The sequence below is a fragment of the Streptomyces sp. BBFR51 genome, assembly GCF_044591655.1.
Taxonomy (GTDB): Bacteria; Actinomycetota; Actinomycetes; order Streptomycetales; family Streptomycetaceae; genus Streptomyces.
Genome location: NZ_CP172448.1, coordinates 3119164 through 3135571, shown reverse-complemented (window position 1 = coordinate 3135571; position 16408 = coordinate 3119164). Strand labels below are relative to the sequence as shown.

The window sequence follows — 16408 nt, the reverse complement described above, 5'->3', positions numbered from 1 at the left end:
CAGCCTGAGCACGGTCTGGCTGCCCCGCCGGGCGGACCCGATGGTGAGGGACATGAACAACGACAAGCTCAAGCTCGTGGTCCTCGTCGGCAGCGTCCGGGACGGTCGGTTCGGCCCCGTGGTGGGTTCCTGGGTGGCCGAGCAGGCCCGTGGCCACGGCGGTTTCGACGTGGAGGTCGTCGACCTCGCCGAGGTCGACGTCCCTCTGACGCTGCCCGCGGTCTCTCCGAGGCAGGCCGGCGACGACTACCCCCGCCCGGCGGGGATGGCGCCCCTGACGTCCGCGCTGGCCGGCGCCGACGCGGTCGTCCTGGTCACGCCGGAGTACAACCACAGCTACCCCGCGTCCCTGAAGGCGGCCATCGACTGGCACTTCACGCAGTGGAAGGCCAAGCCGGTCGCCTTCGTCAGCTACGGCGGCCCTGCGGGTGGCAGGCACGCCGTGCTGCACCTGGAGAACGTCCTGACCGAACTGCACGCGGTGACCATCCGGGACGGGCTCGCCTTCCCGAACTACTACGCCGCGTGGCAGGACGGCAGCCCGCTCGACGCCGACGCCCCCGGGTACGCGAAGACCCTGTTCGAGCAGCTGGCCTGGTGGGCGGCGGCGCTGCACACGGCCCGCGCCGCCGCCCCCTACCCGGGCTGAGAAGGCACCGGGCCGAGAACGGCTACCAGATCGACTCGACCCACTCCGGGTGGTCGACGAACGGGTTGCGGTTGTGCTGGTAGTCGTCGTAGATGACCTGGTTGCGGTGCTCCTCGAAGGCGTCCGGCGGGTCCTCGTCGCTCCACGCCTTCAGCACGGACAGCTTCCCGATGTACGGGTTGCTGCCGTTGTCGACGCTGCCGTTGACCTCCAGGTCGGCGAAGCCGTCTTCGCCCTCGTAGCGGACCGCCATGTAGAAGATCATGCGGGCCACGTCGCCCTTGACGGCGTCGCGGGGCTCGAAGGAGTCGGAGTCCGTGAGGCTGCCGCCGCCGTTGTCGACGGCGCTCCCACCGTTGTCGAAGTCCTTGTTGCCCCGGTCGCTGTTGACCTGGACGTCCGAGGGGCGCAGGTGGTGCAGGTCGGTGCCGGGGCCGGTGGCGGTGCCGAAGTCGCCGTGGGACTTGGCCCACACGTGCTCGCGGTTCCAGTCCCCGCTGTCACCGCCGTTCAGCGACTTGCTGCGGGAGGCGCCCGAGTAGACCAGGATCACGTTGCCGCTGTCGGCCGGGTCCTCGTCGGTGGCCTTCAACGCGTCCCAGACCGCCGAGTACGACAGCTTCGTCTGGTCGCTGATGATCGTGTGGAGCGAGGACTTGAGGCCGGTGCCCGTCTTGCCGATCGCGTCCTTGTAGTACGTCGAGTCGTAGTCCGTGTTCGTCGTCGTTGTCGCCGTGGCCGGGGTCGCCGCCAGTGAGGGGGCGGCGAGTCCGGCGAGTACGGCGGCCGTTGCGAGGGCCGCCGCCTTCCGGCGCCGCGTGCGTATCGCGAGCATGTGGGGTGTCCGATCTACGCGTGTGGAGTGGAGCGGTGACACGAGCGTGACATGGACATGTTGGAGGTGGAGTGTACGGAGAGTGTCGATTACGTGACGGTGGCCGAGCCGCGGATCAGGTCACGTCTGCGGGGTCCAGCCGGTAGACGGTCGATGCGCTGTCCGACTGCGCGTCGGCCTCGTCGGAGGACGAAGTCCCGCCGTACTCGCTCTCCTTGACGGCCGTGCCGTGCTCCTGGACCCACTCGGTCACCTCGGAGCTGAGCCCGGAGCCGCCGCCCCTGCCGCCGCCCATGCCTTGGCCGCCCACCTGGACGTAGTGCAACTCGCCCTTCTCCACCAGCTCCTTGAGCCGGGTCAGGGTCATCGCGTTGTCGCTGCCGGACCAGCCCCACATGGAGATGACCGGTTCGCCGCTGCTGAGGATGAGCTGCGAGGCGCTCTGCGAACTCGACACCGCCAGGAGCCAGGTGGCCCCGTCCTGGTGCTTCTTCAGGTACGCGACCAGCTCACTGCTCGTGTCGCCCATGCCGCCGCCCGCGCCGCCCTTCGGCAACTCGGCGTCGTTGGGCAGCTCGTCGCTTCCCGGCGAGGTGCCGCCGCCCGGGCCGCCCTGGTCGTTCGGCGGCTGGCCGCCGGGCCGCTCACCGTCACCGCCCGGGAAGCCGCCCCGGCCTCCGCCGGCGGCGCCGCGTCCGCCGCCCGGGCCGCCCATGCCGCCGCCCGTCGTGGGACCGGCGGTCGGGTTGGTCCCGCCCATGCCGCCGCCCGAACCGGACGGCACCGACCAGGCGTACGCCGCCGGGCCCGCCACCGCCGCCACGACGGCCGCCGCCACCGACACCGCCAGCAGCCGCACCCGGCGTCCCGAACGGAAGACGAGGAGCCCGGCGATCGCCAGCGCCATGACCACCGCGACCGTCGGCCAGAGCCAGGTGTTCCAGCCCGAGGCGCGGCGCAGCAGCACGATCGCCCACACGCCCGTGACCCCGAGGGCGAGCGGCAGCACCCACACCCACCGCCGGTCGGTCCGGAAGGCGCGCAGCAGCATGACGCCGCCGCCCCCGCACAGCGCCGCGATGCCCGGTGCGAGCGCGGTCGTGTAGTACGGGTGCATGGTGCCCTCGGCCATGGCGAAGGTCAGGTAGTGCAGGGCCGTCCAGCCGCCCCAGAGCACCAGCGCGGCTCGCGTGAGGTCGGTGCGGGGCGCCTTGCCGCGCAGCACCAGACCGCCGACGAGTGCGATGCCCGCGAAGGGGAGCAGCCAGGAGATCTGGCCGCCGAGGGCGTCGTTGAACATCCTGCCGATGCCCGCGGTGCCGGAGAATCCGCCGCCTCCGCCGCCGCCCCCGCCCATGTTGCCGTCGCCGCCGAAGACCCGGCCGAGGCCGTTGTAGCCCATGATCAGGTCCCAGGCCGTGCCGTCCGTCGAACCGCCGATGTACGGCCGCTCGGAGGCCGGCACCAGGGACACCGCCGCCGCCCACCAGAAACTGCAGACGGCCAGCGTGACGGCGGCGAGCGCCAGGTTCCTGAGCCGCTTCGTCCAGCCGAGGTCGGTCGCGTACACGTAGACGAGGAAGACCGCCGGCAGAGCGATGTAGCCCTGGAGCATCTTCGTGTTGAACGCCAGTCCGAAGCAGGCCGCCGAACCCAGCAGGGGAACCAGCCGCCCGTCACGGACGGCGCGCAGGCCCAGCGCCGCCCCGGCCACCATCAGGAACACCAGCAGCGTGTCGGGGTTGTTGTCCCGGTTGATGGCGACCGTGATCGGCGTCAGCGCCAGCACCAGCGCGGCGACCGCCGCCGCGCCGTGGCCCCACACCCGCTGCACCGAGCCGTGCAGGATCCAGATCGTCCCCAGGGCGGCCAGGGCCATCGGCAGCATCATCTGCCAGGTCCCGTACCCGAAGAGGCGGCAGGAGAGCCCCATGACCATCAGGGCGAGGGGCGGCTTGTCGACGGTCAGGAAGTTCCCCGCGTCCAGCGAGCCGAAGAACCACGCCTTCCAGCTCTCGGTGCCGCTGAGCACGGCGGCGCTGTAGAAGCTGTTCAGCCCGGCCCCGGACAGGTTCCAGGAGTACAGCCCGGCCGCCAGGGCGAGGATCGCCAGCAGGACCGGCAGCGACCAGCGTGGCGCGCCGGGTGCGGCGGACGGTACGGGCGGCTCGGTGGCCGCGTGCGGTGGAGCGGTGGCAGATGTCACCACACCACCGTGTCCACGCCCGATGGGCACGGGCTGTGCTCGGACTGGGGGCCGGCTGTGAATCCCGTGCCGGGAGGGTCACTCCTTGGTGGCCCACGGGGCGAGCAGGTCACGCAGCAGCTCGGCGAAGGCCGCGTCCAGGCTGCCCTCCCATTCCTCGTCGCCGACGGCCTCGGGACAGAGGGCCGCGGGACGGGCGATCCACAGAATCTTCCACGGCCGCGAGTGCAGAACGGGATCGCCCCAGATCCCGCCACGTGGAGCGAGCGGGAGCAGCAGATCGCCCACACGTTCCGTCACGACCCGCACCAGAGGACCGTCGGTCGTGGTGTGCGCCTTCGCCATCGCCGTGAGTGAGGTACGCGCGACGGCAGCGGTCGTCGGATGGCGCCGGACGACCCGTACGACCTGCGCCAGGTGCTCGGCGATGCCGTCAACCGTGCCGTCGCTGGGGCGGGTGCGGTCCGCGACGACGAAGGCTTGCGCCAGTTCGGAGCTCAGCGCGCGCAGATGAAGCGCGGACGGGGTTTTCCAGTTCTCGTAGAGGAAGTTGCGCGAGGTCCCGCAGGCGCGGGCGATGGCGGCCACAGAGACGTCGAGGCCGTCGGAGCGCATGAGGGTACGCACCGTGCTGATCACATGGCCGGTGCTGAGGGGGTTGCGGTCGTGCCAGGGGGCCGGGCTCATGGACCCATGGTCGGGAAAGCGTGAACACTTTGGAGGTTTTTGTCATGCGGCCACTCGTATGAGCGGGTGGAGGACAGGGAGGGTTGGATTGTTCACGGTTTTGAGGGAGAGGGGTGTTGCTTGAGGGCCGTGACGAACGACGCCCAGCCGGCCGCCGAGAACACCAGCGCCGGTCCCCCCGGCACCTTCGAATCCCGCACGGGTATCCCGGATGCGTACACGTCCACCACCTCCACACAACTGCCGCCCTGATCATTGCTGTGGGAGGACTTCCGCCAGCCTTCCAGCACCGTCGAGTTGCGTATGGTCCGATCAGTCATGGCGTTCGTAGTCCTTTGCCGTCGCCTCGAGCAGAGCCAGTGTTTCCCTGAGCGGCAGTGCGTTGCCCAGTGCGAAATCGTAGCGATGCTGCAATTCCCGGACGACGGACGGGCTGTCGTGGACCATGCCCATGTAAAGACCTTCCGCGTACGCCACTGGCGGCTGATCCTCGAACCACATCAGGGTGAGCATGTTGCTCAGGAGGGGATGGAAACCCAGGGCGAACGGCAGCACATGTACCTGGATCCGGCCGCTCTCCGCGAGGTCTGCGAGGTGACGAATCTGTTCGGCCATGACGGCGGGGCCGCCGATGGGGCGGTGCAGCACCGCCTCATCCAGCAGCGCCCAGACTACGGGCGTAACGGGATCGTCGAGTAGCTTCGCGCGCTCAAGGCGTGTGACAAGCAGCCTGTCACGTTCCTCATCACCCACGCGGGGGAAGGCCGTGCTCAGAACCGCACGTGCGTACCCCTCCGTTTGAAGAATTCCCGGGACGAACGACAGCGCGAACTCCCTGATCATCACCGCCTGTTGTTCAAGATGCCGCGCCGCCTCGAAGTACTCCGCAACCGCCGCCTCGTCCGGAGGAAGAAAGCTGGTCAGGACATCCCCCGTGTTCAGGGCCGTGTCCAGCCGCCGCGCGTCCTCCTTCGACGGCACCCGGCGCCCCGCCTCGATATGGGCGATGTGCGACCGCGTCATGATGGCCATGTCGGCCAATCGCTGCTGCGTCAGGTCGGCCGCCTCGCGCTGCTGCCTGAGCCAGTCGCCGTAGATGTTGCTCATCCGTTCGACTCCCGTGTGACCAAGGTGCTGTCACATCCGCACCCCTGGCGAGCCTAGTTCCGCCCGTCTCACTCTGTACGCGTATCGCTACGGAAAGCGAGACCCCCGCGACCGTCGCACCGGTCCGGGGGCATGGTCACCGACCACAACGGAGTCGACGACATGCGTCACCGTATCGCCCGCCTCGCCGGGCCGCCCCTGCTTCTGCTGCTCGAACTCCTCCTGCCCGCCTCGGGACGACGGCGCCGACGACGGCGTCCGGCGGCGAGGCCCGCGCAGCCCGCACGCGGCGCGGACCCCACGACCGCCCTCGCCGGCCCGCCCGCCCTGAGGGGAGAGGACAACGCCCTCGTACGTCCCTACCTCCTGGCCCACGAGCGACGCGAGGAAGCCCGGCGACAGCGGGTCCGGCGCAGGGCCCTGTGGTTCGCGGTACACGGGATCGACCTGGGGCCGCGTGTGATCCACGGCGTGGAGGTCGCGCGGTGAACGACGGCACGCGCACCGCCCGGCTGCTGCCCTGGGCAGGCTCCGAGGGCAAGCCCTGTTACCTCCTGACCGACGGCGACGGACCGTTGTCCCGGATGGCCGACGTCGTGGAGAGCACCCAACTGGGCATGGCCGGGGAGTTGCTGGACCACGCCGCCGACCTGCTCACCGACGCGCGCGCGACGCCCGAGCAACTCCGCTTCCTGCTGTCGCGGATGTGCGAGGCGCTGACGGACGTGCACCGGATCGCGGAGAGCCGCGGCATGCGGCTCCGCTGAACGCGGAGGTCAGTCGAGCAGTTTGGGCAGGGTCTCCTTGAGGGTCGCGAGCTGGGCCCGGTATCCCGCGTTGAACTCGACGAGTTCGGGCGTGCCGAGGTTGTCCTTGAGGGCGCCCTGCCTGAGCGGCACCACGGCGGGCATCGCGCGGAACACCTCGGCCATCTCCTTCGCGTGCCGGCCCTTCTGGACGGCGGTCACCAGGTCCTCGAAGAGGTCCAGCTTCAGGGCCTGGATCCGTTGCCGCGGACTGTCCTTGTCCTTGAAATCATCCTGGAGGGTCGGCTTGGGACGGCCGGGGTCCGCGATGAACTTCAGCACCCGCAGCGTCGCGTACAGCCGCCCGGCCAATCGCTGACCGCTTTCCTTCTGCTCTGGCATGGAGCATTACTTGCCACCGGGACGCCCCCGCATCCCACCTTTCGAAAAGCGGCCAACTTCCGTCCATCCCCCCGCCCTAGGGTGACGGCCATGCGCCCCAGAACCCTCCGTACCGCCCTCGCCGCCCTCACCGCGGGACTCGCGGCGGCCGGCTGCCTGACCGCCGCCGGACCGGCCGCTGCACAGCAGAGCCACCAGCGCAACGACTGCTCCCGTTCCGTCTCCCTCACCGGCTTCTCCGACGCCCTCGACAAGACGACGTACGACGACACCTACGTCGGCAACCTCTCCGCCCTCGCCGGGGACCGGCGCGGCTCCCTGGCCGCGCTCTCCGACCGGTCCGAGCTGTTCCGGCTGGACACGCGGACCCTGAAGCCGCGGGGCGTGATCACGCTCGCCGACGAGAACGGCGCCGCGCTCGACTCCGAGGGACTGGTCGCCGACGGGGACGGCACGTACCTCGTCTCCTCCGAGACCGAGCCGTCCGTCCGCCGCTACTCCCGCACCGGCCGGATCCTCGAGCGCCTCCCCGTGCCGACCGACCTGCGTACCGCTCCCGCGGGCCGCGCCCGGGCCAACGGCAGCTTCGAGGGGCTGACGCTCCTGCCCGGCGGCCGGACCCTGCTCGCCTCGATGGAGTACCCGCTCGACGGCGACCCGGCCGACCTGGTCCGTTTCCAGACCTGGCAGCGGACACGGCACGGCGACTTCCGGCTCGGCGCCCGGTACACCTACCGGACGGACCCCGGGCTCGGCATCTCCGAGGTCGCCGCGACGCCCGACGGACGCCTCCTCGTCCTGGAGCGGGGCTTCACCGCCGGGGTCGGCAACACCGTCCGTCTCCAGCTGGCCGAGCGGCACCGCGGCGGCACCACGCTCGGCAAGACCCGCCTCGCCGACCTCGCCGACTGCCCCTCCCTCGGCGCCACGGCCAAGCAGCCCCAGCCCAATCCGCTCCTCGACAACTTCGAGGGGATGACCGTCACCGGCCGCGCCGGGGGCCGTCTCGACGTCCTCGTCGTCAGCGACGACAACCAGAACGACGTACAGACGACCCGCTTCCTCAGGCTCCGCGTGCGGGTCTGATTGTTACAGCGGGATGAAATCCCCGCTCGCCCGTGTTGGTGCCTTCCGGTAGATCAGATGAGCAGGACGACCGACCGGAGGGCACGGCGTGGACGCGCAACGGGGATGGGTACGACGGCTGGCGGGGTACGCCTGGCGGCACCCCAAGGACGTCGTCCTCGCTCTCGGCGCCTCACTGGGCGGCATGGCCGTCATGGCCTTCGTCCCGCTGATCACCAAGGTGATCATCGACGACGTGATCGGCGACAAGACCAGGGACATGGCCGTCTGGGCCGGTCTCCTGGTCGGCGCCGCGGTCGTGGTCTACGTGCTGACCTACATCCGCCGCTACTACGGCGGCCGGCTCGCCCTCGACGTCCAGCACGACCTGCGTACCGGCATGTACGACACGATCACCCGGCTGGACGGACGGCGGCAGGACGAACTGTCCACGGGGCAGGTGGTCGGGCGGGCGACCAGTGACCTCCAGCTGATCCAGGGCCTGCTCTTCATGCTCCCGATGACCATCGGGAACGTCCTGCTCTTCCTGATCTCCCTGGTGATCATGGCGTGGCTGTCCCCGCCGCTCACCCTCGTCGCGCTGGCCGTCGCCCCCGCGCTGTGGTTCATCGCCCGCCGCAGCCGCACCCGCCTGCACCCCGCCACCTGGTACGCCCAGGCCCAGGCCGCGGCCGTCGCCGGCGTGGTCGACGGCTCGGTGAGCGGCGTGCGCGTGGTGAAGGGCTTCGGGCAGGAGGACCAGGAGACCGGGAAGCTCAGGGAGGTCGGGCGCAGGCTCTTCGCCGGGCGGCTGCGGACGATCAGGCTGAACGCCACCTACACGCCCGCCCTCCAGGCCGTTCCCGCGCTCGGGCAGGTCGCCATGCTCGCCCTCGGCGGCTGGCTGGCCGTACGCGGACACATCACCCTCGGCACCTTCGTCGCCTTCTCCACCTACCTCGCCCAGCTCGTCGGCCCGGTCCGCATGCTCGCGATGGTCCTCACCGTCGCCCAGCAGGCCCGCGCCGGCACCGAGCGCGTCCTGGAGCTGATCGACACCGAGCCGGCGATCGAGGACGGCACGAAGACGCTGCCGGCCGACGCGCCCGCGACCGTCGAGTTCGACGACGTCGCCTTCGGCTACGACACGGAGTCCGCGGAGGGCAGGCCGGTCCTCGACGGGCTCTCCTTCGAGATCCGGGCCGGCGAGACCCTCGCCGTCGTCGGCTCCTCCGGCTCCGGCAAGTCCACGGTCTCGCTGCTGCTGCCGCGCTTCTACGACGTGACGCGCGGTGCCGTCCTCGTCGGCGGCCACGACGTGCGCGAGCTGACCCTCGACTCGCTGCGGGCCGCCATCGGGCTGGTGCCCGAGGACTCCTTCCTCTTCTCCGACACCGTGCGCGCCAACATCGCCTACGGGCATCCGGACGCCACCGACGAGGAGATCGAGGCCGCCGCGCGGGCGGCGCAGGCGCACGGGTTCGTCACCGCGCTGCCCGACGGCTACGACACGACCGTCGGCGAGCACGGCCTGACCCTCTCCGGCGGCCAGCGCCAGCGCGTCGCGCTCGCGCGGGCGATCCTCACCGACCCCCGGCTGCTGGTCCTCGACGACGCCACGTCCGCCGTGGACGCCCGCGTGGAGCACGAGATCCACGAGGCGCTGAAGCAGGTCATGCGGGGCCGCACCACGCTCCTCATCGCCCACCGCCGCTCCACCCTGGGCCTCGCCGACCGCATCGCCGTCCTCGACCGCGGCCGCCTCGCCGACCTCGGCACCCACGAGGAGCTCCAGCGGCGCTCCGCCCTCTACCGGCGCCTGCTCACCGACCCCGACGAGCTGGGCGGCGTCTCACCGGGCCACGCCCTGCCCGAGGCACCCGCGGAGGACACCTCCGTACGGGACGAGCTGGACGCCGAGTTCGACGCCGAGCGCGGGGTCACGCCCCGGCTGTGGACCGGCGACCGCGCGCCCAAGGACACCGCGCTCGCCGGCACCCCGGCCACCCCGGAGCTGCTCGCCCAGGTCGACGCGCTGCCCCCGGCGGACGGCACCCCGGACATCGACGAAGCGCGAGCGGTACGGCCCGAGTCGTCGTACGGTCTGCGGCGCCTGCTGCGCGGCTTCCGCGCGCCGCTGCTGATCAGCCTCGCCCTCGTGGCCGTGGACGCGGGCATGGGGCTGCTGCTGCCGGTGCTGATCCGGCACGGCATCGACGAAGGCGTCACCCAGGTCGCCCTCGGCGCGGTGTGGGCGGCCTCGCTGCTCGGGCTGCTCGCCGTGCTGGCCCAGTGGACGGCGCAGACCGGCGAGATCCGCATGACCGGCCGGACCGGGGAGCGGATCCTGTACTCGCTCCGGCTGAAGATCTTCGCCCAGCTCCAGCGGCTGGGCCTCGACTACTACGAACGCGAGCTGACCGGCCGGATCATGACCCGGATGACGACGGACGTGGACGCGCTGTCCACGTTCCTGCAGACGGGGCTGGTCACCGCCTTCGTCTCCGTCGTCACCTTCTTCGGCATCATGGTCGCCCTGCTGGTGATCGACGTGCAGCTCGCACTGATCGTCTTCGTGACCCTGCCGCCGCTGATCATCGCCACGTACTTCTTCCGCAAGGCCAGCGTGAAGGCCTACGAACTCGCCCGCGAGCGGGTGTCCACGGTCAACGCCGACCTCCAGGAGTCGGTGGCGGGCCTGCGGATCGTGCAGGCCTTCAGGCGCGAGCGGGACGGCGGGCGGCGGTTCGCCGAGCGCAGCGACAGCTACCGGCAGGCCCGCATCCGGGGACAGTGGCTGATCTCGATCTACTTCCCGTTCGTGCAGCTGCTCTCCTCGGGCGCCGCCGCGGCCGTGCTGATCGTGGGCGGCGGGCGGATCGACGACGCGACGCTGACGACCGGCGCGCTGGTGGCGTACCTGCTCTACATCGACCTGTTCTTCGCACCCGTCCAGCAGCTCTCCCAGGTCTTCGACGGCTACCAGCAGGCGTCCGTCTCGCTGGGCCGCATCCAGGAGCTGCTGCGCGAGCCCACCTCGACCCGGGCCGCCGACAAGCCGTCCGAGGTCACGTCGCTGCGCGGCGAGGTCGCGTTCGAGGACGTGGACTTCAAGTACGGCGGTGACGACGCGGCGGAGACGGCCCTCACCGGCATCGACCTGCGCATCCCCGCCGGGCAGACCGTCGCCTTCGTCGGCGAGACCGGCGCGGGCAAGTCGACCCTGGTGAAGCTGGTGGCCCGCTTCTACGACCCGACCGGTGGCCGGGTCACCGTCGACGGGCAGGACCTGCGCGCCCTCGACCTCACCTCCTACCGGCACCGGCTGGGCGTGGTCCCGCAGGAGGCGTACCTCTTCCCCGGCACCGTCCGGGACGCCATCGCCTACGGCCGCCCGGACGCCACCGACGCCCAGGTGGAGGCGGCGGCGCGGGCGGTCGGCGCGCACGAGATGATCGCCACACTTACCGGCGGCTACCTCCACGAGGTCGCCGAGCGGGGCCGCAACCTCTCCGCCGGACAGCGGCAGTTGATCGCGCTGGCCCGCGCCGAGCTGGTCGACCCGGACGTCCTGCTCCTCGACGAGGCCACGGCTGCCCTGGACCTGGCCACGGAGGCACAGGTCAACCAGGCGACCGACCGCATCGCGGGACGCCGTACGACGCTCGTCGTCGCGCACCGGCTGACCACGGCGGCCCGCGCGGACCGCGTCGTCGTCATGGACGACGGGCGGGTCGCAGAGGACGGCACGCACGACGAACTGCTGGCACTCGACGGACGGTACGCGCGCCTGTGGCGGACCTTCGTCGGAGCGGCCGAACCGGAGGAGCCGGTCGGCGCGACGCGCTGACACACCGACCCGCTCGGGCAACCATTCGACGCCTGCCGTGCGTCCGTACATCCGTACATCCGTACGTCAGTGATCGCCCTATGGAGGGGGACCGCAGTGGTCCGGGCCGGTGCCGCAACCCGCCGTCGGCTGGCGCTCGGCACGGCCGTGCTGAGCGCGGCCGCCCTGCTCGCCGTCGCGCTGCCGCATCAGGCGCAGGCGGCCACGGGGTGCCCCGGCCGCAAGGTGCGCACCCTGCACTTCTCCACCGGTTCCGTCCTCGTCCACAAGCGCGGTGGCTACGTCTGTGCCGTCACCGTCCCCAAGAAGCCCGGCACGAAGCGGCAGATGTCCGTCGGTGTGCGGGCACGCGGCGGCCGGGCGGTGGTGGACTCGGGCCGTTTCGCCTACCGGGCCGGGCCGGTGACCGTGCACGCCGGGAACCGCTGCGTGTGGGTGACCGGCAAGGTGTCCAAGAACTCGGTCAGTTCGGGCTGGATACTCTGCTGACCCTCGTGTGCGCGCCCTGGTGTTCGCGCCGCTTGCTCCGATAGCTTCCGGCGGACATCAGTTTCACAGGGAGGGTGCATGCGCAAGGCGCTCAGATGGCTGCTGGCTCTCGTGGTGCTCATAGGCACCGTCAGCACGGCGGGCGCGGCCACCGCCGCCGAGCCGAAGGCCGTCGACATCAAGGACCGGCTGCTGTCCATACCGGGCATGAGCCTGATCGAGGAGAAGCCGTACACCGGCTACCGCTTCTTCGTCCTCAACTACACCCAGCCGGTCGACCACCGGCACCCGTCCAAGGGCACGTTCCAGCAGCGGATCACCGTGCTGCACAAGGACGTGAACCGCCCGACGGTGTTCTACACCGGCGGCTACAACGTCTCCACGACCCCCAGCCGGCGCGAGCCGACCCAGATCGTGGACGGCAACCAGGTCTCCATGGAGTACCGCTACTTCACCCCGTCCCGGCCCGCCCCGGCCGACTGGTCCAAGCTGGACATCTGGCAGGCCGCCAGCGACCAGCACCGCATCTTCAAGGCGCTGAAGCCGCTCTACAAGAAGAACTGGGTCTCCACCGGCGGCTCCAAGGGCGGCATGACCGCCACCTACTACGAGCGCTTCTACCCGCGTGACATGGACGGCGTCGTCGCCTACGTCGCCCCCAACGACGTGGTGAACCGCGAGGACTCGGCCTACGACCGCTTCTTCGCCCGCGTCGGCACCGAGGAGTGCCGCGACAAGCTGAACGGGGTGCAGCGCGAGGCGCTGGTGCGCCGGGCACCGCTGGAGAAGAAGTACGCGGCGTACGCGGCCGAGAACGGCTACACGTTCGACACCATCGGCAACCTCGACCGCGCCTACGAGGCCGTCGTCCTCGACTACGTCTGGGGTTTCTGGCAGTACAGCACCCTCGCCGACTGCGCGGACATCCCCGCCGACGCCAAGAACGCCTCCGACGAGGCGATCTGGGACTCCGTCGACACGATCTCCGGCTTCTCCGCCTACACGGACCAGGGCCTGGAGACCTACACGCCGTACTACTACCAGGCGGGCACCCAGCTGGGCGCGCCGACGATCCACTTCCCGCACATCGAGAAGAAGTACATCCGCTACGGCTACCAGCCGCCGCGCAACTTCGTGCCCCGGTCCATCCCGATGAAGTTCGAGTCGTGGGCGATGCGGGACGTCGACACCTGGGTGAAGCACCACGCCCGGCAGATGCTGTTCGTGTACGGCGAGAACGACCCGTGGGGCGCCGAGCCGTTCCGCCTCGGCCACGGCGCGCGCGACTCCTACGTCCTGACCGCGCCCGGCATGAACCACGGCGCGAACGTGGCCGGTCTGGTGCCCGACCAGAAGGCCTACGCCACGGCCCGCATCCTGGACTGGGCGGGTGTCGCCTCCGCCAAGGTCCAGGAGAACCCGTCGGCGGCCAGGCCGCTGGCGACGTTCGACGCCAGGCTGGACAAGCGGGACGTCGAGCGCGAGCCGGCGCTGCGCCCGTAAGGGACCCTCGTCCGGCACGGTGACTGTGCCCGGCCGCTCACAGCGGCCGGGCACAGCCCACCGGGCGTTCACCGCCGAGCCGGACGTACAGGCCCGTCGAGGCGGGGCAGTCGGCCCGTTCGGCGACCGCCCGGACCACCTGGTACCGCGGCGCCTTCTCCCCCTTGCCGTCGCACGCGGTCTCGCGGACCCTGCCGTCACCGCTGTCGCGGACGCAGTCGCCGACGACGGTGCGCGGGCCGCCCCCGCCACCCGGATCGCCGGGGTGCGGGGGGAGGAGCTTGCGCATGCAGGCGTAACCCCGGGGCACGGTCCCGTCGCCGTCCTCGTCGGCGGAGGGACGCGGCTCACTGATGTGCAGCACGAAGTCGGTGGTGGCGGGACACGGTGGTCCATTGCTCGCCCGGCCGTCCTCCCGGGCCACGACCCGCGCCGCCGCCCGCTCGCTGTCACAGGGCACCTCGGTGAAGCCGACCGTACCGAACGAACTGCACTCGTCGACCGCCAGGAACACCGCCCCGTATCCGGACGGCCGGGGCCCGGCCACCGCCGAGTCCGCCTCCGGGCCTTGGGCCTCCGGGCTCCGGCAGCCCGTCAGCAGCACGGCACACAGCAGAACGTACAGCGCCGCAGGCGCACCCCACACCCCCGCAGTCCATCGCTCACGCATCGCAGCCCCCCGGATTCCCCGGTCCAGCGTGACCCGCCGGAGCAGGCGCACGCCAGACGCGCGGGAGGCTTCGGGCACGGGCGCCGGGGGCGCCCCCGGCGCGTGTCGTAGCGCGCGCTACGACCGGCTACGACCGGTAGGTCAGTCCGTGCCCGAGTGGGAAGAGCACCGTGTCCGGGTCGTCCGCGCGCACCACCGGCACCGGCAGCTTTCCGCGTGGCCGCACCCGCCCGGCGATCACCCGGGCAGCGGCACGCACCTCCACGTCCGTCCACGAGTAGGCCGCGAGGAAGGCGGGGACACCGGGGAGTTGGGCGACGTCGTACGGGTTGCGGACGGCGACCGCGACGACCGGCTTCCCGGTCTCCAGCAGCCGCGTGACCAGGGTGCGCTGGCTGCTGCCCGCGGTCACGTTGTACGTGGCGACCACCACCGCGTCGGCGTCCCCGGCCGCCGCGACGGCGCGGTCGATGACGGCGGCGGAGGGCGCGGTGCCGGTGGACAGGGCGGTCGTCGTGAAGCCCAGTTCCGTGAGTGCGCCCGCGAGGACACCGGTGGGCGGTCCGGTCGTGCCGGACGGCGAGGCGGGGTCGGCGCCCACGACCAGCAGCTTGCGGTGCTCCCGGCGCGAGAGCGGCAGCAGGCGCCCCTCGTTGACCAGCAGCGTGGTGGTCCGCTCGGCGATCCGGTCGGCCGCGGCCAGGTGTCCCCGGGTGCCGACGGTCCGGTCGACGTCCCGGCGGCTGGTGTACGCGTCCCGGAACAGCCCCAGCTTCGCCTTCAGCCGCAGCACGCGCAGGATCGATTCGTCGAGCCGTGCCTCGGTGAGTTCGCCCTCCCGTACGGCCGTCAGGACCGCGTTCCAGGCGAGCGGCAGGTCCGGCGGGTTGAGCAGCTGGTCGACACCGGCCTTCAGCGCCAGCACCGGCACCCGCGCGTCGCCGTACTTCGTCCGCACGCCCTCCATGCCGAGCGAGTCGGTGACCACGACCCCGTCGTAGCCGAGTTCCTCGCGCAGGATGCCGGTGAGGATGGCGCGGGAGAGGGTGGCCGGGTCGCCGGAGTCGTCGAGCGCGGGGACCATCAGGTGAGCGGTCATGATCGCGTCGATGCCGGCCTCGATCGCCGCGCGGAAGGGCGGCGCGTCCAGCTCCTCCCACTGCTCGCGGCTGTGCGTGATGACCGGGAAGCCGGTGTGGCTGTCGGTGGCGGTGTCACCGTGCCCGGGGAAGTGCTTGGCGCACGCGGCGACGCCGGAGCGCTGATACCCCGTCACCTCGGCCGCCACCAGCTTCGCCACCGCCGCCGGGTCGGCGCCGAAGGACCGTACGCCGATCACCGGGTTGGCCGGGTTGACGTTCACGTCGGCCACGGGGGAGTAGTCCTGGCGGATGCCCAGCGCGTGCAGCTCGGCGCCCGCGATCCGGCCGAGCGCGCGGGCGTCGGAACGCGACCCGCCGGCGCCGACGGCCATCGCGCCCGGGAAGAGGGTGGCGGGCTCGCCCACGCGGGCCACTATGCCGTGCTCCTGGTCGGTGGAGATGAGTACGGGCAGGCCGCGGGGCAGCTCCAGGGACGCCTTCTGGATGCCGTTGGACAGCTCGGCGATCTGGTGCGGGTCGCGGGTGTTGTGCGCCCAGGCGAAGTAGATGATGCCGCCGACCCGGTACTTGGCGACCAGCTCGGCCGCGGTGCGGACGCCGATCTCCTCGAGGTTGGCGTCGACGTCGGCCTGGTCGGGGTCGGTTGCCGAGTGGCCGTAGACCCGCATGACGAAGAGCTGGCCGACCTTCTCCTCCAGCGTCATGCGGGAGATGAGGGCGCGGAGCTTGTCGTCGCCGGGCCTGCGGGCGTCGGCGTACGCGGTGCTGCCGCCGGCCGCCAGGGCCGCGGTGACGACCGCGGTGGCGGTGAGGACGGTGCGTCTGGAGGGCTGTGCGGTGCTTCCCGTGCCGGCCGTGCTGCTGTGGTGCACGTGCGCTCCTTCCGGAGGGCTGGTGAAGGAAACTGCCAAGGAGTCACCAATATCCGGGAAGTTTCTGCCAGTCAAGGGAGCGCACACGAGTCGCCCGAAGCCACGCCGGGTGAGCGGGAGGGCCGCCGCCGGCGCAGGGAGGGGTCGCGACGGCGACGGCGTGCGGCCGGCCGCGGTACGGCGGAGAGGTGGGTCGGCGCTCGCAGCCGGCGGCGAGGCCGACA

The 16408-nt window shown here is 71.5% G+C and carries 15 protein-coding genes; 7 read left to right on the top strand and 8 right to left on the bottom strand.

Annotated elements, in window-relative coordinates:
- Positions 1-52 precede the first annotated feature (52 nt).
- Entirely contained in the window at positions 53-649 is a 597-nt protein-coding gene (locus tag ACGH7X_RS14185; RefSeq protein WP_399885266.1) for an NADPH-dependent FMN reductase, read from the top strand.
- 22 nt (positions 650-671) lie between these two features.
- Here ACGH7X_RS14185 and ACGH7X_RS14180 read toward each other — a convergent pair whose 3' ends face one another.
- From ACGH7X_RS14180 to ACGH7X_RS14160, 5 genes are all read right to left on the bottom strand, one after another.
- Positions 672-1484, bottom strand: a complete 813-nt coding sequence (locus tag ACGH7X_RS14180) for an endonuclease I family protein (protein ID WP_399885264.1) — start codon at positions 1482-1484, stop codon at positions 672-674.
- 115 nt (positions 1485-1599) lie between these two features.
- Positions 1600-3690, bottom strand: coding sequence for an ArnT family glycosyltransferase (locus ACGH7X_RS14175; protein ID WP_399885262.1), 2091 nt, complete (start codon positions 3688-3690; stop codon positions 1600-1602).
- Positions 3691-3768: 78 nt separating this feature from the next.
- Positions 3769-4377: a TetR/AcrR family transcriptional regulator gene (locus tag ACGH7X_RS14170; protein ID WP_399885260.1), complete on the bottom strand. Its 609-nt coding sequence runs from the start codon at positions 4375-4377 to the stop codon at positions 3769-3771.
- 92 nt (positions 4378-4469) lie between these two features.
- On the bottom strand, positions 4470-4697 hold the full coding sequence (locus ACGH7X_RS14165; RefSeq protein ID WP_399885258.1) for a DUF397 domain-containing protein: 228 nt from the start codon (positions 4695-4697) through the stop codon (positions 4470-4472).
- Positions 4690-5484, bottom strand: a complete 795-nt coding sequence (locus ACGH7X_RS14160) for a Scr1 family TA system antitoxin-like transcriptional regulator (protein ID WP_399885256.1) — start codon at positions 5482-5484, stop codon at positions 4690-4692. The genes ACGH7X_RS14165 and ACGH7X_RS14160 overlap by 8 nt, the downstream gene beginning before the upstream one ends.
- Positions 5485-5646: 162 nt before the next feature.
- Here ACGH7X_RS14160 and ACGH7X_RS14155 point away from each other — a divergent pair, with 162 nt between their 5' ends.
- Both ACGH7X_RS14155 and ACGH7X_RS14150 read left to right on the top strand, forming a co-directional pair.
- Positions 5647-5973: a hypothetical protein gene (locus tag ACGH7X_RS14155; protein WP_399885254.1), complete on the top strand. Its 327-nt coding sequence runs from the start codon at positions 5647-5649 to the stop codon at positions 5971-5973.
- Entirely contained in the window at positions 5970-6251 is a 282-nt protein-coding gene (locus ACGH7X_RS14150) for a hypothetical protein (protein ID WP_399885252.1), read from the top strand. The genes ACGH7X_RS14155 and ACGH7X_RS14150 overlap by 4 nt, the downstream gene beginning before the upstream one ends.
- 9 nt (positions 6252-6260) lie before the next feature.
- Here the strand turns inward: ACGH7X_RS14150 and ACGH7X_RS14145 are convergent, their stop codons facing one another.
- Complete coding sequence (locus ACGH7X_RS14145; protein ID WP_399885250.1) at positions 6261-6632, bottom strand: hypothetical protein; 372 nt, start codon at positions 6630-6632, stop codon at positions 6261-6263.
- Between the two features lie 90 nt (positions 6633-6722).
- Between ACGH7X_RS14145 and ACGH7X_RS14140 the strand changes: the two genes are divergently transcribed.
- From ACGH7X_RS14140 to ACGH7X_RS14125, 4 genes are all read left to right on the top strand, one after another.
- Positions 6723-7718, top strand: a complete 996-nt coding sequence (locus tag ACGH7X_RS14140) for an esterase-like activity of phytase family protein (RefSeq protein WP_399885248.1) — start codon at positions 6723-6725, stop codon at positions 7716-7718.
- 88 nt (positions 7719-7806) lie between these two features.
- Positions 7807-11547: an ABC transporter ATP-binding protein gene (locus ACGH7X_RS14135; RefSeq protein WP_399885246.1), complete on the top strand. Its 3741-nt coding sequence runs from the start codon at positions 7807-7809 to the stop codon at positions 11545-11547.
- A 96-nt stretch (positions 11548-11643) separates the two neighbouring features.
- Positions 11644-12036 (top strand): hypothetical protein, encoded by a 393-nt coding sequence (locus ACGH7X_RS14130; protein WP_399885244.1) that lies wholly within the window; start codon positions 11644-11646, stop codon positions 12034-12036.
- A 78-nt stretch (positions 12037-12114) separates the two neighbouring features.
- Positions 12115-13539 carry a S28 family serine protease gene (locus ACGH7X_RS14125; RefSeq protein ID WP_399885242.1) on the top strand — a complete coding sequence of 475 codons (1425 nt, stop codon included), beginning with the start codon at positions 12115-12117 and terminating at the stop codon, positions 13537-13539.
- Positions 13540-13576: 37 nt separating this feature from the next.
- Here the strand turns inward: ACGH7X_RS14125 and ACGH7X_RS14120 are convergent, their stop codons facing one another.
- Positions 13577-14209, bottom strand: coding sequence for a hypothetical protein (locus ACGH7X_RS14120; RefSeq protein ID WP_399885240.1), 633 nt, complete (start codon positions 14207-14209; stop codon positions 13577-13579).
- A 127-nt stretch (positions 14210-14336) separates the two neighbouring features.
- Positions 14337-16184, bottom strand: a complete 1848-nt coding sequence (locus ACGH7X_RS14115; protein WP_399885238.1) for a glycoside hydrolase family 3 protein — start codon at positions 16182-16184, stop codon at positions 14337-14339.
- Positions 16185-16408: the final 224 nt, after the last annotated feature.

Excerpts from the sequence above, each read along its gene's own strand:
- ACGH7X_RS14120 (WP_399885240.1), bottom strand. The coding sequence starts at position 14,209 with ATGCGTGAGCGATGGACTGCGGGGGTGTGGGGTGCGCCTGCGGCGCTG.
- ACGH7X_RS14165 (WP_399885258.1), bottom strand. The coding sequence starts at position 4,697 with ATGACTGATCGGACCATACGCAACTCGACGGTGCTGGAAGGCTGGCGG.
- ACGH7X_RS14155 (WP_399885254.1), top strand. The coding sequence starts at position 5,647 with ATGCGTCACCGTATCGCCCGCCTCGCCGGGCCGCCCCTGCTTCTGCTG.
- ACGH7X_RS14125 (WP_399885242.1), top strand. The coding sequence starts at position 12,115 with ATGCGCAAGGCGCTCAGATGGCTGCTGGCTCTCGTGGTGCTCATAGGC.
- ACGH7X_RS14160 (WP_399885256.1), bottom strand. The coding sequence starts at position 5,484 with ATGAGCAACATCTACGGCGACTGGCTCAGGCAGCAGCGCGAGGCGGCC.
- ACGH7X_RS14170 (WP_399885260.1), bottom strand. The coding sequence starts at position 4,377 with ATGAGCCCGGCCCCCTGGCACGACCGCAACCCCCTCAGCACCGGCCAT.
- ACGH7X_RS14145 (WP_399885250.1), bottom strand. The coding sequence starts at position 6,632 with ATGCCAGAGCAGAAGGAAAGCGGTCAGCGATTGGCCGGGCGGCTGTAC.
- ACGH7X_RS14185 (WP_399885266.1), top strand. The coding sequence starts at position 53 with ATGAACAACGACAAGCTCAAGCTCGTGGTCCTCGTCGGCAGCGTCCGG.
- ACGH7X_RS14140 (WP_399885248.1), top strand. The coding sequence starts at position 6,723 with ATGCGCCCCAGAACCCTCCGTACCGCCCTCGCCGCCCTCACCGCGGGA.
- ACGH7X_RS14180 (WP_399885264.1), bottom strand. The coding sequence starts at position 1,484 with ATGCTCGCGATACGCACGCGGCGCCGGAAGGCGGCGGCCCTCGCAACG.